The organism is Arthrobacter sp. M2012083, from assembly GCF_000281065.1.
Lineage (GTDB): Bacteria > Actinomycetota > Actinomycetes > Actinomycetales > Micrococcaceae > Arthrobacter.
This window is the reverse complement of sequence record NZ_AKKK01000001.1, coordinates 17,679-35,641: the sequence shown is the minus strand read 5'-3', so window position 1 is coordinate 35,641 and position 17,963 is coordinate 17,679. Positions and strand designations below refer to the sequence as shown.

Genomic DNA, 17,963 nt, shown 5'->3' with positions numbered 1-17,963 from the left:
GCCGAGAGGCGTATCCGGTTCGGCACCATTTTTATGCCCGAACGCAGTTTGCCCGGGCCCGCGCTGAGGCGGACCCGGGCAAACGCGCTGAAAACTACTTCAGCGTGACCGTGGTTTCGGCCTTTTCCTTCTTGTCATGGTCCAGCTTGCCGTCAGCCGCAGCAGGAGTCATGGTCGCCTCGATCTCGGTTTCCTTGCCCGCGGTGTAAGCGAAGTTCTCCGCGATATTGAAGGACTCGCCCGGCTTCAGCACGAACGGGGCGTCTTCCTTCAGCTTGGTGCCGGAGCTGCTGAGCCCGTGCTTCTTGTAACCATCGCTGCTGGAGTCCGACGGCATGCCGCCGAGGTACTTCCAGTCCGTGTACTTTGCGCTGGGCGTGACCAAAGAATGGCTCAGGGGGATATCGGCTTGGGAGGTGTTGGTGACCACGTAGTTCAGGTACACCACGGGATCGCCCTTCTTGAGCAGGTTTTCCTTGGTTTCCTTGTCCACGAACATGCTGTCCTTGGACGCCACGTCCGTGGCCACCTGGTAGACGTCCACGCTGAAGCTCTCGCCCTTGAGGCTGCCCAGCTTGTCCCCCGCCTCTGAGATGGGCAACGCCCAGGCCGCCACCTTGTACGAGCCCGAGGAGGTGCCGGCACCTTCCGACGACGTCGAGGCCAACGGGGAGGCGGACGCTGAGGGCGATGCTGACGCAGACGAAGACGACGACGATTCGGAACCAGCCGTCGTCGATCCCGCCGTTGCTCCACCGCAGGCAGTCAGGGCAAGCAGGCCGGCAGCGGCAAGACCCGTGATTTTCACTACATTATTGAATCGCATGGTTCCCCCATTGAGTGGATTAATTCTGTGCTTATCCAGTGTTGCACGGTTGACGACAGCTCAGCGATGGGGACAACTCCCCGCCACGGCCTCCTGCGCTTCACAGACGTCGTGGCAGTGCCGGTAAAGTTGGGACCGAAACGGGCGGCGTCAAGTCAAACCACCCGTGCCCATCCGTCCCCGGCCCGGAAGCGAAATGAAGCTGCGCCTTTTTCCCCAGGAACCTGCCGGGCTCGTACTGCTCGCGCAGATGGCCGGCGTCATTGTTGCCGCTACAGGAACGCTCTCGGAGATACTCGGCGCGCCGGCCAGTGAGCACCAGCGTCTCGCCGAAGAACTGCACGAGCACGAATCAAAGTCCTTGGACCTGCATTTCGCGCTGCTGACGCACATGCGCACCAGTTTCGTGAACCCACTCCCCCGGGAGGACATGTACACGCTCTCCCGCCACCTTAATGAGGCCATGGAGAAGCTGGACGCCGCCGGCGAGCTTGTAGCTCTCTACAAGCTGGACCGGCTCCCCAAGCGCGCTGCAGACCAGTTGGAGATCATCAGCAGGCAGGCCGAGCTCACGGTGGACGCCATGAGGAAGCTTGAAGACCTGGACGAACTTGAGGACTACTGGATCGAGATCCTTCGGCTCGCCAAGCGTGCAGAGCGGTCGCACCGGATCTGGGTGGCCGAGATGCTCAAGGATATGAAGTCCACGCAGTACGCGCGGCACCGGGACATCGCCAACCAGCTGGTGGAAGTTACCAAGGACATGCGGAAGGTCGCCACTCAGGTAGGCAGCATCATCGTCAAGGAATCGTGACGTGACCATCGCCTTCCTGGTCCTTGTTGTTGCGTTGGCCTCAGGGTTTGCGTTCCTCAACGGCTTCCGCGATGTCTCCAACGCCGTCGCACTGTCCACGCGGACCCGCGCCCTGACGCCGTCGATCGCTGTGCTCCTCGCTGCCATCTTCAACTTTGTGGGCGCCATGCTCAGCGGCACCTTCATCCTCGCCTTCACGCAATCGTGGATCACGTTGCCGGAGGGCACCAGCGGGCTCACCATGCTGGCGTCCGCGCTCACCGCGGCCATCTTGTGGGGCGTGTACGCGTGGTGGCGCGGCATCCCCTTGTCCTCAACCAATTCCTTGATTGGCGGCCTGATCGGCGCCGGGGCTGCGAGTGTCCTTGTGGGCGGCAACGCGGTGGGAGGCATGGACAATGTCCTACTGACCCAAGTGGCCCTGCCCCTGGTGCTCTCCCCCGTCATCGCGTTCGTGGCCGCATACCTGCTGGTGTGGCCTGTGACGTGGGCTGCGCGCTACACCCAACCGAACGTTGTAAACCGTCGGTTCCGGCGGGCGCAGGCCATCTCAGCCGCCGCTGTGGCTTTCGGCCACGGGCTCCAGGACGGTCAGCGCACGGCCGCTGTCATGGTGCTGGCCATGGTGGCCGCGGGGTTGTCGAGCGGTAGCGACGTGCCTCTTTGGATCCTCCTGGTCACCGCCATCATGCTCACTGCGGGCACCATGTTCGGCGGTTGGCGGATCTCACACACCCTCGGCCACAAACTCATTCGGGTAGATCCGCTGCGCGGTTTCGTGGCACAGACCTTGACGTCCGTCATGCTCTTCATCGGCGCAATAGGTTTTCACCTGCCACTTTCCACCACCCATATGTTGACCGCCTCCGTGCTGGGTTCGGGAGTAAACCAGCGGTTCCACACCGTCAACAGGCGCTTGGTCAGGAGGATCCTACTATTCTGGGTGGCCACACCGCTGATCACTGCAGCAGCGGCCTTCATCCTGGAGCTGGCGTTCTCGCCCCTCGCGGACCTGTAAACCCAACTAAGCAGCAGATCAGGCCGTTCCGAGCGCTGGGAACGGCCTGATCTGCGACATGCTTGGGTAAGGAAAAACGACGGCGGCCGTACCCCCAAGGCGACGGCCGCCGTCGTTCTGTGCCGACTCCCCCCATAGAAGCCGGAACCTGCAGAGCCCCTTATCCGAAGCGGCCGGAGACGTAGTCTTCCGTTGCCTTCTGGGCGGGGTTGTTGAAGATGCTGGTGGTGTCAGCGAACTCGATCAGCTTGCCGGGCTTGCCGGTGCCGGCGATGTTGAAGAACGCAGTCTTGTCGGACACACGGGCAGCCTGCTGCATGTTGTGCGTGACGATGACAACGGTGTACTGGTCCTTGAGCTCGTTGATAAGGTCCTCAACGGCCAGGGTAGAGATGGGGTCCAGAGCCGAGCAGGGCTCGTCCATGAGGATCACCTGGGGTTCCACGGCGATGGCGCGGGCAATGCAAAGGCGCTGCTGCTGGCCGCCGGAAAGGCCCGAACCAGGCTTGTCCAGACGGTCCTTGACTTCGTTCCACAGGTTGGCGCCCACCAAGGACTTCTCAACGAGGGCATCGGCCGCGCCCTTGGAGATCTTCTTGTTGTTCAGCTTCACGCCGGCCAGCACGTTGTCACGGATGGACATGGTGGGGAACGGGTTGGGACGCTGGAAGACCATGCCCACCTGGGTGCGGACAGTCACGGGGTCCACGCCGGGGCCGTAGAGGTTGTCGCCGTCCAGGAGGACCTCGCCCTCGACGCGTGCACCGGGAAGGACCTCGTGCATACGGTTTAGCGTGCGGAGGAAGGTGGACTTGCCGCAGCCTGACGGGCCGATGAAAGCCGTGACGGACTTGGCTTGGATGTTGATGTTGACGTCCTCGACGGCCAGGAAGTTGCCGTAGTAGACATTCAGGTCTTTGACGTCGATGCGCTTAGACATGGTGTTCCTTTGTTTCTTGGGGGTGTGGAAGTTTTGGATGAGGCCGCCGAGAGCCCGCCTAGCGCCCCGTTTTGGGTGCGAACAGACGGGCGATAAGGCGGGCTCCGAGGTTCAGGAGCATCACCAGGATGATCAGCACCAGCGCGGCGCCCCAAGCACGCTGGTCCGAGGGGCCAGGGTTGGACGGCGACGTCGGGTTGAGGATCTGGGTGTAAATGAACGTGGGCAGCGAGGCCATCCAGCCACCGAACACATTGTTGTTGATGGTGGTCGCGAACCCGGCGGTGACCAGGATCGGAGCGGTTTCACCGATGACGCGGGCGATCGCCAAGGTGACGCCGGATGCGATGCCGGAGATCGCCGTCGGAATAACAACTTTGGTGATGGTGCGCCACTTACGCACGCCCAGCGCGTACGAGGCCTCGCGGAGCTCGTTCGGGACGATTTTGAGCATTTCCTCGCTGGAGCGGACCACAACAGGGATCATCAGGACTGAAAGCGCGACGGCGGCTACCGCACCGGTCTTGGTACCGGGGCCAACGATGGCGAAAAAGAACGCTGCCGCGAAGAGGCCGGCCACGATGGAGGGGATGCCGGTCATGACATCCACGAAGAACGTGATGGCGCGGGCCAGCGGACGGTCATTGCCGTATTCCACAAGGTAGATGGAAGTCAGGAGGCCAACGGGCACGGAGATCACCGTGGCAAGGAGGGTGATCTGGATGGTGCCCAACAGTGCGTGGTAGATACCGCCCAGGACGGGTGCGCCCTCCTCCACTGCCTTGTTGTCGTAGGCGCCGGTAACACCGTTCATGGAGGTGCCCAGGAATCCGGGGGTGATGAGTCCGGGGATGCCATTGACCAGCACGGTGACGATGACCGAGATCAGTGGCAGCAATGCAATCAGGAAGGCACCGACCACCAAGCATGTGGCGAGCTTGTCCTTGGCTTTGCGGGCACCTTCAACAGCGCCGCTCCAGGAGACCAGGCCCACCGCGAAAAGGATGGCGGAGACGATGCCCCAGCCGAAGGCGTTGAAGCCGATGAGTGCCAGGATGGCCGCGCCGACAATGAGTGCGACGGCCAGGACGATGTAGGGCGCGAACTTGGGGAGCTGGCCCTTGGTGAGCGCTGAGCGCTTGCGGACTACTGTGGCGGACATTTAGTTGGCTCCCGAGAATTCTTTGTGCCGGGTGATGATCCAGCGGGCGATCATGTTCACGCCCAGCGTGATGACGAAAAGCACCAAGCCGGCGGCGATCAACGTATTGACCTTGATACCGCTGGCTTCGGGGAAGTTCAGGGCGATTTCCGCGGCGATGGTCTGGTTGCCGGACTGGATGAGGCTTGCAGTCAGAACACCGGAAGAGAGCACCAAGGCAACGGCCATGGTCTCACCGAGTGCTCGGCCGAGGCCCAGCATGATGGCGCTGATGATGCCCGGGCGGCCGAACGGCAGCACGGCCATCTTGATCATTTCCCAGCGGGTGGCTCCAAGTGCCAGCGCTGCTTCTTCGTGCAGCTTGGGGGTCTGCAGGAAGATTTCGCGGGACAGGGAGGTGATGATGGGCAGAACCATGACCGACAGGACGATTCCGGCAGTCAGGATGGTCTTACCGGTGGCGGATGCCGGTCCTTCGAAGATGGGGATCCAGCCGAGGTAGGTGGCCAGCCAGTCATAGGCCGGGGAGATTTCCTTGGCCAGGAAGGCCGCACCCCAGGCGCCGTAAACAACGGAGGGGATAGCTGCGAGCAGGTCCACCACGTAGCCGAGGCCCGAAGCGAGCCGGCGCGGGGCGTAGTGCGAGATGAACAGTGCCACGCCGATAGCCACGGGAGTGGCGATGACGAGGGCGATCACGGCGGCAATCAAGGTGCCCACCACGATCGGGGCGATGTAGGCGAAGAAGCCGTTGCCGCCCTGGATGTCCTCAGCCGGGGCAGTGAGGGCAGGGATTGCCTGCACCACAAGGAATAGCGCGACTCCGAAGAGGACCGCGAGAATCAGGCACCCTGCGGCCATGGCGGCCCCGGAGAAAACCTTGTCCCCGGCGCGTCCTGCGCCTTGGGAGGTTGTCAGGGAGTTGGTGGTCACTTCACGATCCTTCAGTCTCAGTGAACTGGTCTTACATGGCTAAGTTCCCTGCCCCGCGGAATGGACCAGCCAGCGGCTATACGGCCACTCCGCGCGGGACAGGGAACTTCAGTGTTCAGCCGGGTTCAGCAAACCCGCCGGGAAACCTTAGGCCTTGGCCTTGATGGTTTCGATAGCGGCCTTGGCCTTGTCCTGCAGCGTCTTGGAGAGCGGTGCGGACTTCGCGGCGTCAGCTGCGGTCTTCTGGCCTTCGTCGGAAACGACGTAGGTTTCGAAGCCCTTGACCAGGTCAGCAACTTCCTTGGTCTCGTAGGTGCTGCAGACGATGTGGTACGACACGAGGACTACGGGGTAGGCGCCCGGTGCGGTGGTCTTGCGGTCCAGCTTGATGGCGACGTCGTTGGCGGCGCGGCCCTCAACAGGCTTGCCTGCTTCGACAGCCTTGGCAGCGGCTTCTGCGGAGATCTTGACGAACTCTTCGCCCACCTTGATGGAGGCTGTGCCCAGCTTGCCGGAGACAGCGGAGTCGTCAGCGTAGGTCACGGCACCCGGGGTGTCGGTAACGGTCTTGACGACGCCGGAGGTGCCCTTGGCATTCTCGCCGGCGAGGCTTGCGGGCCAGATGCCGGCAGCCTTGTCCGTCCAAACCTCGGGCGCAGCAGCTGCGAGGTAGTCGGTGAAGTTGGTGGTGGTGCCGGAGTCGTCGGAGCGGTTCACGGGGGTGACCTTGAGGTCCGGCAGGGTGACGCCTTCGTTGAGGGCGGCGATCGCGGGATCGTTCCAGTTGGCGATTTGGCCGCGGAAGATCTTGGCCACGGTGGTGGCGTCCAGCTTCAGGTCGGTGACGCCGGGAACGTTGAAGGCAACAGCGATCGGGGAGATGTACACCGGGATGTTGATGGCGCCTTCGGGGCCGCACTTGGCCTTGGAGCTCTCGAGCTCCTCGTCCTTCAGGTAGGCGTCGGAGCCGGCAAACTGTGCCGAGCCGTCGATGATGGCCTTGCGGCCTGCGCCGGAACCATCCGGGGAGTACTGAACAGTTGCGCCGGAGTTCGCGGCGGAGAAGCCGGCCTTCCAAGCGTCCATGGCTGCGCCGGTGGAGGAAGCGCCGATGCCGGTCAGGGTGCCGGTGACCTTGGGGCCGGAGGCTGCCGACTGGGTGCCGCCAGTGGTGCCCGTTGCGTTGTCTGAACCGCAGGCAGTGAGCGCGAGAGCGCCGGCTGCGATGACCGCGATTGCCGCGTTGCGGCCGAAGTGAGTTGCCTTCACTTGGATGTGCCCCTTCCAGGGATTCTTCGATGCGGGCCGAACGGAGATTTCGGCGTGCGCGAGCTGTGGACCTTTTTGTTCCTTTACTGAAGGTAAGGAGTGCAGGTAACGGGATCTGCCGTGAAAGGTGAACGGAAGGTGAACGACGGCGGACCATTGGGTTATGTGGCGCGCGCCACCTTGAGCGCCACCTGGCTTGCGGTAGTTGAGAGGGTTTGGGCAAATAGACTGGAAGGCATGGCTGCCGCGAAAGGATTTTCTGCAAGCAAGAGGTTCCTGCGCGCCAGAGTCCGGACGGGCCTGGTCCGCAGCCGCAATTCCCTGACTCCGGCCATTCAGATGACGGTGTGCGCCGTCGGGGCCTACGCTTTCGCCGAATACGTACTGGGCCACCAAGGACCCCTGTTCGCGGCTACTTCTTCGTTGATTGCCCTTGGCTTCTCCCGTGATCCGCGGCTGCGTCGCGTGATCGAGGTAGGCCTGGGCTGCACCCTGGGCATCGTGGTTGGTGACCTGTTGCTTCACTGGCTGGGCGCCGGGATCTGGCAGGCCGCCGTCGTGCTTCTTTTCTCCATCTTGTTGGCCAGGTTCCTGGATAGCGGCACGATTTTCACAACCCAGCTGGGGTTGCAGTCGCTGCTTGTGGTGCTGCTCCCGGCGCCGGCCGGCGGGCCTTTCACGCGAAGCCTCGACGCCGTCATTGGTGGCGTGTTCGCCTTGCTGGTGACCATCCTGGTGCCGAAGGACCCGCGGCGGGAGCCCCGGAAGGACGTCCAGAAAATTCTTCATGAGCTCGCAGAGGTGCTGCGCGAGTGTGCCAAGGCGATGATTGAGAGCGACTCCACCACTGCCTGGCACGCCTTGATCCGTGGGCGCAACTGCCAACCATTGGTGGACCGGATGCGGCAAACCTTACGCGCTTCGGGTGAAGTTGCCACCCTGGCTCCAGCCCATCGCAGGCATCGCGACGAACTCGCCAGCCTTGAGCATTCGCTGGAATACATCGACCTCGCGCTCCGTAACAGCAGGGTGTTTGCCCGGCGCCTCACCAGCGCAATCAACCATGCAGCGTTGTCCGATGAAGCGATCGAAAGCATCTCCGATGTCCTTCAGGAAACTGCGGCCGCGATCGATGAGATGACGATTGGGCTGTCCGAGCAAAGTGAAGGTACCCGGCGTGTGCATCTCCGCCGTGCCCGGAACGAGCTTTCAGATATCGCAGCCCGGCTGCATCCAAAAATGTTGGGCGTCCAAAGGCTCGAGGGCGAAACCGTAGTCATGCTGTTCCGGCCTCTCATGGTGGACCTGCTGGAAGCGAGCGGGATGGAACCGGAGGAAGCACGCGCGGTGCTCCCGGCGCTGTAATTTGCGCCGGGGTGCCACCTCGCGGCTAATACTGTCAGCCCCCGCCACTACGCTTGAACCCATGGCTTCCAAGACCTCCCGAGCATCCAAAACACCCGCCTACAAGTGCGCCGAATGCGGCTGGACCGCCATCAAGTGGGTGGGCCGCTGCGGTGAGTGCCAGGCCTGGGGAACGGTGGAGGAGTACGGCGCCACGGTAGCGCGTACGACGGCGGCCGCTACCGTTTTGGAGCCTGCCCGCCGTATCGCTGAGGTGGATGGGACCACAGCGGCGTTCCTGCCAACTGGCGTTGACGAACTCGACCGCGTCCTGGGCGGAGGGCTCGTTCCAGGTGCCGTCATCCTGCTGGCTGGGGAACCCGGCGTCGGGAAGTCCACCTTGCTCTTGGATGTGGCGGCGAAGTTCGCGCGCACTGGACAGGACGTCCTTTACATCACGGGTGAGGAGTCCGCGGCGCAGGTGAAGCTGCGCGCTGAGCGAATCGACGCCGTCGCCCATACCCTTTATCTGTCCGCCGAAACCGACCTCGGGCAGGCGCTGGGCCAAGTGGAAAAGCTTGAGCCCAAACTGCTGATTGTTGACTCCGTTCAGACCCTGAGCAGTGCCGACGTCGAAGGCAGCGCCGGCGGGGTGTCCCAAGTGCGCGAGGTAGCCGCCTCGATCATCTCTGCGGCCAAACGGCGCAACATGACCACACTGCTGGTGGGCCACGTGACCAAGGAAGGCACCATCGCAGGCCCGCGCCTGCTGGAACACCTGGTGGATGTTGTGTGCCAGTTCGAAGGCGAGCGCCACTCCCGTCTGCGGCTGCTGAGGGCTGTGAAGAACCGCTACGGGGCCACGGACGATGTCGGATGCTTTGACCTCAATGAGGCCGGCATCGAAGGCCTCGCGGATCCCAGCGGTCTATTCGTTTCACGCACGCGCGAGCCTGTTTCGGGCACGTGCATCACAGTGACCATGGAGGGTCGTAGGCCACTGCTGGCGGAGGTTCAATCCCTTCTTGCCGAGAGCGCCAATTCGCAGCCCCGCCGAGCCACCAGCGGACTGGAAAGCTCCAGGGTTGCCATGTTGCTGGCAGTACTTCAGCAACGTGCCGGCTGCATGCTTCATAAGGATGATTCCTATGTGGCGACCGTGGGTGGCGTGAAGCTGACGGAGCCGGCCACGGACCTCGCTGTTGCCTTGGCTGTCGCATCGGCTAAGTCCCGCAAGGCACTCCCCCAACGGCTCATTGCGTTCGGGGAGGTGGGCTTGGCTGGCGAAGTTCGTCCCGTGCCAGGGATCAACCAGCGCATCCAGGAAGCACACCGTCTCGGGTTCACACACGCTATCGTTCCGGCAAGCCCGGCAGGTGCCGGGGTTATCCCGGACGGCTTCTCCGTGCGTGAAGTAGGGCACCTGGCCGAGGCACTGGAACTGCTGATCACTTAGTCCTGCCGGGGTGTCGCGGGCTCCTGCGATGGGTGTTCGGTAAGGATGAGAGGCATGACCAAACGGAATGTGCTTATCGGGGGACGCTTTTTCTTTGGCCTTCTGACCTTGGTGGCGGTGGGAACACAGCTAACAGTTCACTTGGGCATGGGCTATGACCTCTGGAACTTCTTCAGCTACTTCACCAACCTGTCCAATATCTTCGCTGCCCTTGTGCTGCTCATCAGTGGCTACCGCGTGCTGATCCGGAAGCGCCCCAGCGAAATCGATGACGTCACCCGAGGCACTGCCACCATTGCCATGGCCGTTGTGGGGCTGGTGTTTGGTGCGCTGCTGGCCGGTGAAGACCTGGGCTCGCTGCTCCCGTGGGTCAACTTCGTGGTCCACTACCTCATGCCTGTCGTCATGGTGGCGGACTGGCTCTTCCAACCGCCCCGGGCAACGTTGCAGCTCAAGCACGTTTGGTACTGGCTGCTCTATCCCATCGGCTACTTGGTCTATAGCCTCATCCGCGGAGCGTTCGTTAACTGGTACCCGTATTGGTTCATCGATCCCTCCCGTGCTGGTGGCTGGGGCGGCGTGGTGGTGTTTGCCGTAGCCATTTCCGTCGGCTTTCTCGTTGTGAGCCTGGCGATGCTGTGGCTCGGGAACAAACTTAAGCGGCAGGTGGATTACTAGGCGTTCTTCCTCCGAGAACGGTGGAATAACTACAGCAATTGGCCATATTCGCGCATGTCAGCGGACAGACTTCGGCAAAGTGCTCCTGCGGGACAGCTCGGAAAATGCACCTTCCAAGCACCGCCGAACATAACGAAATGACCCACTTTGGGGCTTGCTGGTGCGGTTAACGGTGCCCGGAAGCCCTATCATTGTGCTTGTCGTCATGTGGGCATTTTTTGGCAGAGCGCACTGACGCCCGATTCAGCTTGTCTGTGAGCCGTGGCTTGCACCTTCGAAGGGAAACCCTATGGCCCGGAGTCCGGAAGAGTCGCTTAAGGCGACCTTGGCCAGAGTCGCACCCGGAACTCCATTGCGTGACGGCCTGGAACGCATCCTCCGTGGACGCACCGGCGCATTGATCGTGCTGGGCTATGACCGCACTATCGATTCCATCTGTTCCGGCGGATTCGATATTGGCATCGACTTCTCCCCAACGCGTCTCCGTGAGTTGGCCAAGATGGATGGTGCCATCATTTGCGACAAGGACGCCAGCAATATTGTCCGTGCAGCCGTCCAACTGGTGCCCGATTCGAGCATCGAAACCCAGGAATCCGGCACCAGGCACCGCACCGCCGAGCGCGTCGCAATCCAGACCGGCGTTCCCGTTATTTCAGTCAGCCAGTCCATGCAAATCATCGCGCTCTACGTGAACGGTCTGCGTCACGTCCTGGAGGGCTCCGAAAAGGTCCTCGCCCGCGCCAACCAGGCCCTCGCAACCTTGGAACGGTACAGCGCCCGCTTGGACCAGGTCACCAGCTCTCTCTCGGCCTTGGAAATCGAGGCACTGGTTACCGTTCGGGACGTGGCGGTCACGCTGCAGCGCCAGGAAATGGTCCGCCGCATCTCCGAGGAAATCGCCCAGTATGTCCTGGAACTCGGTGAAGACGGCCGCCTGCTGTCCCTCCAGGTTGAAGAGCTCACCGTGGGTCGCGGCCCGGGCAGCGATGTCATCATCAGGGACTACTCCGATCCCAACGCTACGCCCGAGGAAATCGAGGAAGCCGTCCAGGCCCTTCTCAATCTGGGGCCCACGGAACTGATCGACCTCAGCCGGATTGCCCACATCATCGGCTTCGCGGGTGGGGTGGAGCAGCTGGACGCCGTCGTGCAGCCGCGAGGCTACCGTCTACTGTCCGGCTTGAAGTCCGTGCCGAAGGCCGTGGCCGACCGTTTGGTGGACTACTTCGGCGGGCTCCAGAACCTCATGGCAGCCACGATCGACGACCTCATGACCGTGGACGGCATCGGCGATCAGCGCGCCCGCACAGTCCGCGAGGGCCTGAGCCGCATGGCCGAGGCGAGTCTCCTGGACCGCTTCCTGTAGACCCGGCTTAGAATGGGTTGGTCGGACTCAGCCGGCTCTTTTGTTCAATCCCCAGAACACAGTTTGCCCGCAACAATTTTTGTCGGGCTTAGAGATCATGCCCTCCGGGGCGGTTCAAGGGGTAAACCAGCATGGACTTCTACGCTTCCGACGCCTTCCTCACGGCACTTGCCCGCGACTTTTATCTGGCGAAAACCGTTGAGCTAAAAAACGTACGGGATCCAGGGAAGCAGAGCGCACGTCCGGCTTGCCGAGATCAATGGGAAAAGGGCGGTCCACAGCGGGCCCTTTTACGACTACGTAAAGCCCGTCCCCGGCGGCGAAGACACCGTTCCACCGTCCGGAACACTGCGCTACCTTCCCAAAATGGTGACCTCGGTTATCGCCTTGCCGGATGAAGACCCCACTTCAGTGGTTCCCAAGACCACCGTGGACCCGGCACCGCTGGTCATCTGGGGCAATTTTGATTCGTGGGAGGCGTATCTGGCCCTCGTCCGGAAGCGAAGCAAGAGCTTGCTAAGAACCCAACGCCAGCGGCTCCGGAAACTCGTTGAGCAGTTCGGCGAGCCTGAATTCGTTTTCGATAATCCGGATATAGCAGCTTTCAATACCTGCATTGAATGGAAGATTCAGCAGTACAAGGGCGGACACGAGACACTGGAAAGTGCCGCGTCCGTGGCCATGCTCCGGCGGCTCTTTGAGGACCGCCACCTGATCCTCTCCACGCTGCACCGCGCCACTGCTGACGCGCGTGAAGGCCATGGCGGCAAGAACCGTCAAACAGGGACTGCTTTCGGCGTCGCCGGAGCTCTTTTACCGGGTCAAGCGCCTGGTTCTGGAAGGACGTCGGGCCGCTGCGAACGTCCGTGGCTTCAGCCGCAAATCCAGAGAGGGTTAGTTCAGCTGGAAGGCAACCTTGGCACTGGACTTGTTCCCAAGGCGCGCTTCAAACGTGTAGTAGGCCCCTCCAGCGCCAGGCTTGGCGGTGATCTCGGCGCAGCCTTCCAGCGTTCGGTTGCGTTGCCACGGGAAGTTTGCGGTCTCGCTCTTGCCGGGTTGGATGGTCTTGATGAGGTCTTCGCCGCCCGTCTGGCAGTCCTTTGACGAGAAGATGCGGTCCGATCCGCTCATCAGCAGGTACTCCATTTGGGAGGTGCCCACGTTGACCTCGCACGGGGCGGTGCCGCCGTTGGTGATGGTCATGGTCAGCAGCGGCTTTTCCTCCGGGCCGTAAGCGGGCTTATCGGTCTTGGCGGCAACGGTCATCAAGTTGAAATCGCAGACAGGCGTGGGCGGGGCTGAAGGCGAAGGCGCCGCTGTTCCTGTCGGCGCAGTCCCCTGAGTCGGTGCCGTTGATACATCCGGCGTGCTGACAGCCTGCGGTTCCGGGTTTCCAGCGAGCGCGCCCGTCAGCGCCACGATGCCGCCCACGATCAGGGCGATCACTACGAGCAGGGCGCCAAAAACCACCTGCCGACGACGGCGATACACGGCAGGGCTCGGTCGGCGCCTGTTCACCGGGGCGCTTTTGCCCGGCGTACCGGCGCGGGATGAGCCACGGGCAGCACCCTTCGCCGGCGCTGATGTGCGCGCGGTCGACTGCTGCTTACCCTTGTTGGCCATGGTTCTAGGCTAGGCTCGCGGTCGCGTGGGCACCTAACCTCCACGCCGCAAGGGTCCAATCCCGGCCTGTGTGACGTCTGCCATGAGCGCCGCCAAGGGTGGCGGCCCCCGGATTCCACTACAGTGGATGGCAGCATGACACTTCCCGATTCAGGCCAGCTGACAGGCCTCCACCAAGCCCTTGATCAGTGGTTCGCCGAGACCGCCCGCGACCTTCCGTGGCGCGAGCCCGGTTGCAGCCCGTGGGGCATCCTGGTCAGCGAAGTGATGCTCCAACAGACACCCGTTGTGCGGGTGCTCCCCGTGTGGCTGGACTGGATGGAACGCTGGCCCACACCCACCCACCTTGCCGACGAGCCATCTGGCGCTGCCGTCCGCCATTGGGGCCGCCTCGGCTACCCACGCCGGGCCCTGCGACTGCACGCGGCCGCCGTCGCGATACGCGAGCAGCACGCCGGCCAGGTTCCTGACAGCTACACCGAGCTCCTGGGGTTGCCGGGCGTCGGCAACTACACTGCGGCCGCCGTCGCAGCTTTTGCTTTTGGCTGCCGGGAAACCGTTGTGGACACCAACATCCGGCGCGTCCATGCACGGCTCATCTCCGGAAGTGCACTCCCCGCTCCCGCCTTGACCGCCGGGGAGATGCGACTGGCCGACGCCCTCCTGCCCGAGGACCGGAAGTTATCCGTGCGGTGGAACGCGTCCGTCATGGAACTCGGCGCCCTGGTCTGCACCGCCCGCAGCCCCAAGTGCGCTGACTGTCCTGTTCGCTCCAGTTGCGCCTGGCTGGCGGCCGGTGAGCCGCCGCCGTCGTACACCCCGAAGGGCCAGTCCTGGCACGGCACGGACCGCCAAGTACGCGGCGCCGTGATGGCCGTCCTCCGTGAAGCTGCCACCCCGGTCCCCCGCGAGATGTTTGAGCAAGCGCCAGCGGACCTCGGATTCGAGCCGTCCGGTGTCGGAATCCCGCTCGCCGCCCTGCACCGGCTCAACTCCGCGCCCGAGCAGCTGGAGCGGGCACTTGAGGGTCTGTTGGTGGACGGTCTGGCAGAAATGCACGACGGCGGGTTGCGGCTTCCGGCGTAGCGCCCGTCAGCCGCGGTATCGGTTCGGCAACGGGATCGGACGGGGAGTAACAATGCAGCCGCCTCTTTGGCAGTCGCTGGAGACAGTTACTGCGCCCGGTCCTACTCTGAAGCATGGGCAGAATCGGATTGGCTTTGACCCTTGCCGGGACCGCAGCACTGCTTCCCGGTTGCTTCCCCGAACCTGTGGCCTGCCCGGCGATCGGGCACGTAGCCGGCCTATCCCTGGCCGTCTCCGCCAACTACGCAGACGACGTTGCTTCGCTTCGGCTAGAGGCTTGCCAAGACGGCCTCTGCACCGAAGAGGACCTTATGCTGAACCCCGGCGCGACGGCCGTGGACCAAGGCTGCACACCGGATGGCGTGTGCTCCGCGACGTCTTCGCCGGACGGGACCCTTCAGGCTTTCCTTGAGCTTCCGGCGCTATCCGAAAGTCCCCTCAAGGCGACCCTGACCGGCACTTCCCCCACTGGAATCGCGTTGCCGGTCCGCACACTGACCTTCACACCTACGGGCGACTATCCCTACGGCGAGCAGTGCGGGCGAGTGATTACTGCAGCTTTGACGCTGGATGAAGCAGGGTTGCGGCAGCGGTAGCGCTGGGGCTGGGACCTAAGATGGGAGCGTGACTGCCCATCATGTCCACCCCGACGTATCCGAGGCGTTGAAGGCTCTGGGGCAGTCCGCCGCACGGGACTCCTTGCCTGTGCCGGAGGCCGACAATCAGGAGTATGGCGCCGCCGTCGCCATACTCGGTCAAGAACGGATCCGGTTCCGCGTTGGCAAGCTCACCCCGACGAAAGTGGGCCTCTTCGTTGCGGTGTGGCGTCGCGCCCAGAACGGATCCACAGAACCCTTCCCCGCGGAAGACGGCACCGGGCTATTGGTGGTGACAGTGCGGGAAGGGAACAACATGGGCCACTTTTCCTTTCCCACGTCGGCGCTGGTCAAGCACGGCATCGTTTCCGTGAAGGGCGCCGGCGGAAAGCGCGGCTTCCGGGTCTATCCGCCTTGGTCCGAAGTGCGCAACCGACAGGCAGCTCGAACCCAGCAATGGCAGTGCGATTACTTCACTCCGAACACAACAGCGAACTGAGCGGACCAGCTTCTCGGTCGAGGCTAGCCCCGCTTCTCCTCCACCGATTTCCGGTACGAACTTGGCGTGAAGCCCAAGTATTTCCTGAAGTCGTTCGTCAGGTGCGCATGGTCTGCATAGCCAAGTTCGACGGCGATCACGGCAAGGTCCGCTGTGGGGTCGGACCGTGTACGCTCAGCCGCATCCTGCAACCTTCGACGCCGGATCAACGCGGAGGGGCTCAGCCCGACGTACTTTCCGGCGATTCTCTGGAGGGTTCTCGGCGACACGGCCAGACGGGATGCCACGTCCTCAACCAGGAGCACGTCCGCCTCGGAAGCAATCACCTCCATCATGCGGTTCGCGAGCAAGGCCTCCTCGGATGCTTCACAGTCCACGGAAACCAGCCACTCAACAAAGGCTCCCACTGCCCCCTCGCGGCGAGCGCCGCCGTCGTGCGCGTCACCTTGAGACGCGTTCATGGCTGCCGACACGGCCCCGTGAAGATCCGCCAGCGCCAACACCACCGCCTGATCGCGGAGAGCTCCCGGATTGTCAGTGAACAGCGGCACCGCTGCCGGGCGGAGAAGCGCGCCAACAGCCCAACCCTTGCCGGTCAGGTCGCGGTAAGCCGCCCGGGTAGTGGGCCCGGAGAACTCGACGACTTTGCCCTGCACCACCAGATTGGACGTGGGGTAGGCGATCACGTGCTGCCGGGATGACCGGCCGGGCTCGATGTTCCACTCCGGTATCCAGAACCATTGCACCAGGTCAGCAACGGAAGCAGGGGCCGGAAAACGATGAAAGGTGGGCAATCTTGCCGGATACAGGATGCCCTTGAACGAACCCTCCATTGGACCTTTCCCGAGCGGATCAAAGCTGTCGCAAATCTCCAAGCGCTACCTGGCAGAAGGCCCGTAGCGTCGTAACCATGACAGATACTACAAGCACAGAGTCCAGCACGGCAGCCCACGGCGAATACACCACCCATGGCATCCCGAAAGGCTTGACCAGCCTCACGCCGTTCCTTGCGGTGCCCAACGCCAGGGAAGCCATCGCCTTCTACCGAGATGTGTTCGGGGCCCGTGTTGTGGGCGAGACCGAAATGGGAGGGATCGTGGTCCACGCCGAACTCGACTTCGGCAACGGGCACCTCCAACTGGGCGAGCCCAACCCGGAGTTCCACTTGGTCCCGGCGCCGAATGGGGAGGACGACTGCTATTCCCTCGGCCTCTACTGCCAGGACGCAGATGGACTCGTCAGGAAAGCAGAACAAGCAGGGGCCACTATCCGCGAGCCATTGTCCACCTTCGTTTCAGGTGACCGGTACGCAAGCCTCCGCGATCCCTTCGGCATTCGCTGGTCCATCATGACGCGCGTCGAGGATCTCTCCGAAGAAGAGAGCAACCGCCGCGTCGATGAGTGGGCGGCCCAGCAGGGCTAGGTCGCCGGTCCAGGACTCAGCTCAGGCAGAGGCAGAACGGGTGCCCGGCCGGGTCAAGGAACACCCTGAACGTCTCTCCGGGCTGATGGTCGGCCTTGGTCGCGCCCAGGGAAAGCGCCACTTCCTCCCCCTTGTCCAAGTCCTCTACCACCATGTCAAGGTGCATCTGCTGAGGGATGGTCTGACCGGGCCATTTTGGCGGCTGGTACACCTCCACTTGCTGGAAGGAGATGCAGTTGCTGCCGTCGCTGGGACGGATATCGAACCAGTCGCCTTTGTCCTCGATTTCCCAGCCGAAAAGCTCGCCGTAGAAAGCGGCCAACGCAGCTGCGTCAGGACAATCGATGACAACGCTCGGGAATTTAGCTATAGCCATTGTTAAACCTCGTCTGCTGTCTTCTTCATGCGGGCCAGGGCGCTCTTGGTGCCTCGCTGGGTGAGAACGTGAACAATGGCGCCAACACCGGCGGATACAACCGCGAAGACAAGGACGCCGGGCAGGGAGTCGTTGAGATTCGTCCCATCCTTGGGGGCGGGCTTACCGGTCTTCTTCTCCCAGAGGCCTTCCAGCGTCTTGTTTGCGAGCGTGCCAGCCCCGAGGCTGACTGCCAGGCCGAAAAGTTTCACCAGTATGTTCACGAACATCCTCCATCAGTTAGCGCGCCGCCGAGCGACGTCTCCCACATCAATCGACTCAAAGACAAGGCAAGGCCGCTGCATTCGCAGCGGCCCTGCCTGGATTCTTAGTCCTTCTTGAAAGCGTCCTTCAGCTTCTCGCCGGCACCCTTGAGGTCGGCCTTCGTCTGGTCGCCCTTGCCTTCGGCTTCCAGGCGCTCGTTGTCAGTCAGCTTTCCGGCAGCTTCCTTAGCCTTGCCACCGAGCTTCTCGCCAGCGTTCTCCATCTTGTCGTCAGCACCCATGTGTCGCACC

At 62.8% G+C, this 17,963-nt stretch carries 21 protein-coding genes; 10 read left to right on the top strand and 11 right to left on the bottom strand.

The window, feature by feature from the left end; translation table 11 throughout:
- Positions 1-94: 94 nt before the first annotated feature.
- The gene (locus tag A477_RS0100185; RefSeq protein ID WP_026005245.1) at positions 95-826 is read right to left on the bottom strand and encodes a hypothetical protein; all 732 of its coding nucleotides are present in this window, start codon (positions 824-826) and stop codon (positions 95-97) included.
- A gap of 196 nt (positions 827-1,022) precedes the next feature.
- On the opposite strand from A477_RS0100185, the gene A477_RS0100180 reads away from it, so the two are divergent.
- Together A477_RS0100180 and A477_RS0100175 are read left to right on the top strand one after the other, a co-directional pair.
- On the top strand, positions 1,023-1,640 hold the full coding sequence (locus A477_RS0100180; protein WP_026005244.1) for a DUF47 domain-containing protein: 618 nt from the start codon (positions 1,023-1,025) through the stop codon (positions 1,638-1,640).
- Position 1,641: 1 nt separating this feature from the next.
- Positions 1,642-2,658: an inorganic phosphate transporter gene (locus A477_RS0100175; protein ID WP_017197025.1), complete on the top strand. Its 1,017-nt coding sequence runs from the start codon at positions 1,642-1,644 to the stop codon at positions 2,656-2,658.
- A 160-nt stretch (positions 2,659-2,818) separates the two neighbouring features.
- Here A477_RS0100175 and pstB read toward each other — a convergent pair whose 3' ends face one another.
- The 4 genes from pstB to pstS all read right to left on the bottom strand — a co-directional run bounded on the left by pstB (position 2,819) and on the right by pstS (position 6,962).
- Positions 2,819-3,598, bottom strand: a complete 780-nt coding sequence (gene pstB / locus A477_RS0100170) for a phosphate ABC transporter ATP-binding protein PstB (protein WP_017197024.1) — start codon at positions 3,596-3,598, stop codon at positions 2,819-2,821.
- 58 nt (positions 3,599-3,656) lie between these two features.
- Entirely contained in the window at positions 3,657-4,760 is a 1,104-nt protein-coding gene (gene pstA / locus A477_RS0100165; RefSeq protein ID WP_017197023.1) for a phosphate ABC transporter permease PstA, read from the bottom strand.
- Positions 4,761-5,693, bottom strand: a complete 933-nt coding sequence (pstC, locus tag A477_RS0100160) for a phosphate ABC transporter permease subunit PstC (protein ID WP_017197022.1) — start codon at positions 5,691-5,693, stop codon at positions 4,761-4,763.
- A gap of 147 nt (positions 5,694-5,840) precedes the next feature.
- Positions 5,841-6,962 (bottom strand): phosphate ABC transporter substrate-binding protein PstS, encoded by a 1,122-nt coding sequence (gene pstS / locus A477_RS0100155; protein WP_017197021.1) that lies wholly within the window; start codon positions 6,960-6,962, stop codon positions 5,841-5,843.
- 237 nt (positions 6,963-7,199) lie between these two features.
- Here pstS and A477_RS0100150 point away from each other — a divergent pair, with 237 nt between their 5' ends.
- From A477_RS0100150 to disA, 4 genes are all read left to right on the top strand, one after another.
- A complete protein-coding gene (locus tag A477_RS0100150; RefSeq protein ID WP_026005243.1) occupies positions 7,200-8,327 on the top strand; it encodes an FUSC family protein in 1,128 nt (375 codons plus the stop codon).
- A gap of 61 nt (positions 8,328-8,388) precedes the next feature.
- Positions 8,389-9,762 (top strand): DNA repair protein RadA, encoded by a 1,374-nt coding sequence (gene radA / locus A477_RS0100145; protein WP_017197019.1) that lies wholly within the window; start codon positions 8,389-8,391, stop codon positions 9,760-9,762.
- 54 nt (positions 9,763-9,816) lie between these two features.
- Complete coding sequence (locus tag A477_RS0100140; protein ID WP_017197018.1) at positions 9,817-10,440, top strand: Pr6Pr family membrane protein; 624 nt, start codon at positions 9,817-9,819, stop codon at positions 10,438-10,440.
- A 289-nt stretch (positions 10,441-10,729) separates the two neighbouring features.
- Positions 10,730-11,806 carry a DNA integrity scanning diadenylate cyclase DisA gene (disA, locus tag A477_RS0100135; protein WP_017197017.1) on the top strand — a complete coding sequence of 359 codons (1,077 nt, stop codon included), beginning with the start codon at positions 10,730-10,732 and terminating at the stop codon, positions 11,804-11,806.
- 516 nt (positions 11,807-12,322) lie between these two features.
- Here the strand turns inward: disA and A477_RS0100130 are convergent.
- Positions 12,323-12,586: a hypothetical protein gene (locus tag A477_RS0100130; protein ID WP_017197016.1), complete on the bottom strand. Its 264-nt coding sequence runs from the start codon at positions 12,584-12,586 to the stop codon at positions 12,323-12,325.
- 114 nt (positions 12,587-12,700) lie between these two features.
- Positions 12,701-13,429: a hypothetical protein gene (locus tag A477_RS0100125; RefSeq protein ID WP_017197015.1), complete on the bottom strand. Its 729-nt coding sequence runs from the start codon at positions 13,427-13,429 to the stop codon at positions 12,701-12,703.
- Positions 13,430-13,564: 135 nt separating this feature from the next.
- Here A477_RS0100125 and A477_RS0100120 point away from each other — a divergent pair, with 135 nt between their 5' ends.
- From A477_RS0100120 to A477_RS0100110, 3 genes are all read left to right on the top strand, one after another.
- Positions 13,565-14,515 carry an iron-sulfur binding domain-containing protein gene (locus A477_RS0100120; RefSeq protein WP_026005242.1) on the top strand — a complete coding sequence of 317 codons (951 nt, stop codon included), beginning with the start codon at positions 13,565-13,567 and terminating at the stop codon, positions 14,513-14,515.
- A 113-nt stretch (positions 14,516-14,628) separates the two neighbouring features.
- A complete protein-coding gene (locus A477_RS0100115; protein ID WP_017197013.1) occupies positions 14,629-15,111 on the top strand; it encodes a hypothetical protein in 483 nt (160 codons plus the stop codon).
- Between the two features lie 28 nt (positions 15,112-15,139).
- Entirely contained in the window at positions 15,140-15,610 is a 471-nt protein-coding gene (locus A477_RS0100110) for a MepB family protein (protein ID WP_017197012.1), read from the top strand.
- Positions 15,611-15,633: 23 nt separating this feature from the next.
- Here the strand turns inward: A477_RS0100110 and A477_RS0100105 are convergent, their stop codons facing one another.
- On the bottom strand, positions 15,634-16,443 hold the full coding sequence (locus tag A477_RS0100105; RefSeq protein ID WP_017197011.1) for a helix-turn-helix transcriptional regulator: 810 nt from the start codon (positions 16,441-16,443) through the stop codon (positions 15,634-15,636).
- Between the two features lie 77 nt (positions 16,444-16,520).
- Here A477_RS0100105 and A477_RS0100100 point away from each other — a divergent pair, with 77 nt between their 5' ends.
- On the top strand, positions 16,521-17,033 hold the full coding sequence (locus tag A477_RS0100100; RefSeq protein WP_017197010.1) for a VOC family protein: 513 nt from the start codon (positions 16,521-16,523) through the stop codon (positions 17,031-17,033).
- Between the two features lie 16 nt (positions 17,034-17,049).
- On the opposite strand, the gene A477_RS0100095 is transcribed toward A477_RS0100100, so the two are convergent.
- The 3 genes from A477_RS0100095 to A477_RS21830 form a co-directional block, all read right to left on the bottom strand.
- Positions 17,050-17,409 carry a VOC family protein gene (locus A477_RS0100095; protein ID WP_011772948.1) on the bottom strand — a complete coding sequence of 120 codons (360 nt, stop codon included), beginning with the start codon at positions 17,407-17,409 and terminating at the stop codon, positions 17,050-17,052.
- Between the two features lie 2 nt (positions 17,410-17,411).
- Complete coding sequence (locus A477_RS0100090) at positions 17,412-17,678, bottom strand: DUF4235 domain-containing protein (RefSeq protein WP_017197009.1); 267 nt, start codon at positions 17,676-17,678, stop codon at positions 17,412-17,414.
- A 98-nt stretch (positions 17,679-17,776) separates the two neighbouring features.
- A complete protein-coding gene (locus A477_RS21830) occupies positions 17,777-17,953 on the bottom strand; it encodes a CsbD family protein (RefSeq protein ID WP_035760998.1) in 177 nt (58 codons plus the stop codon).
- Between the last annotated feature and the right edge of the window lie 10 nt (positions 17,954-17,963).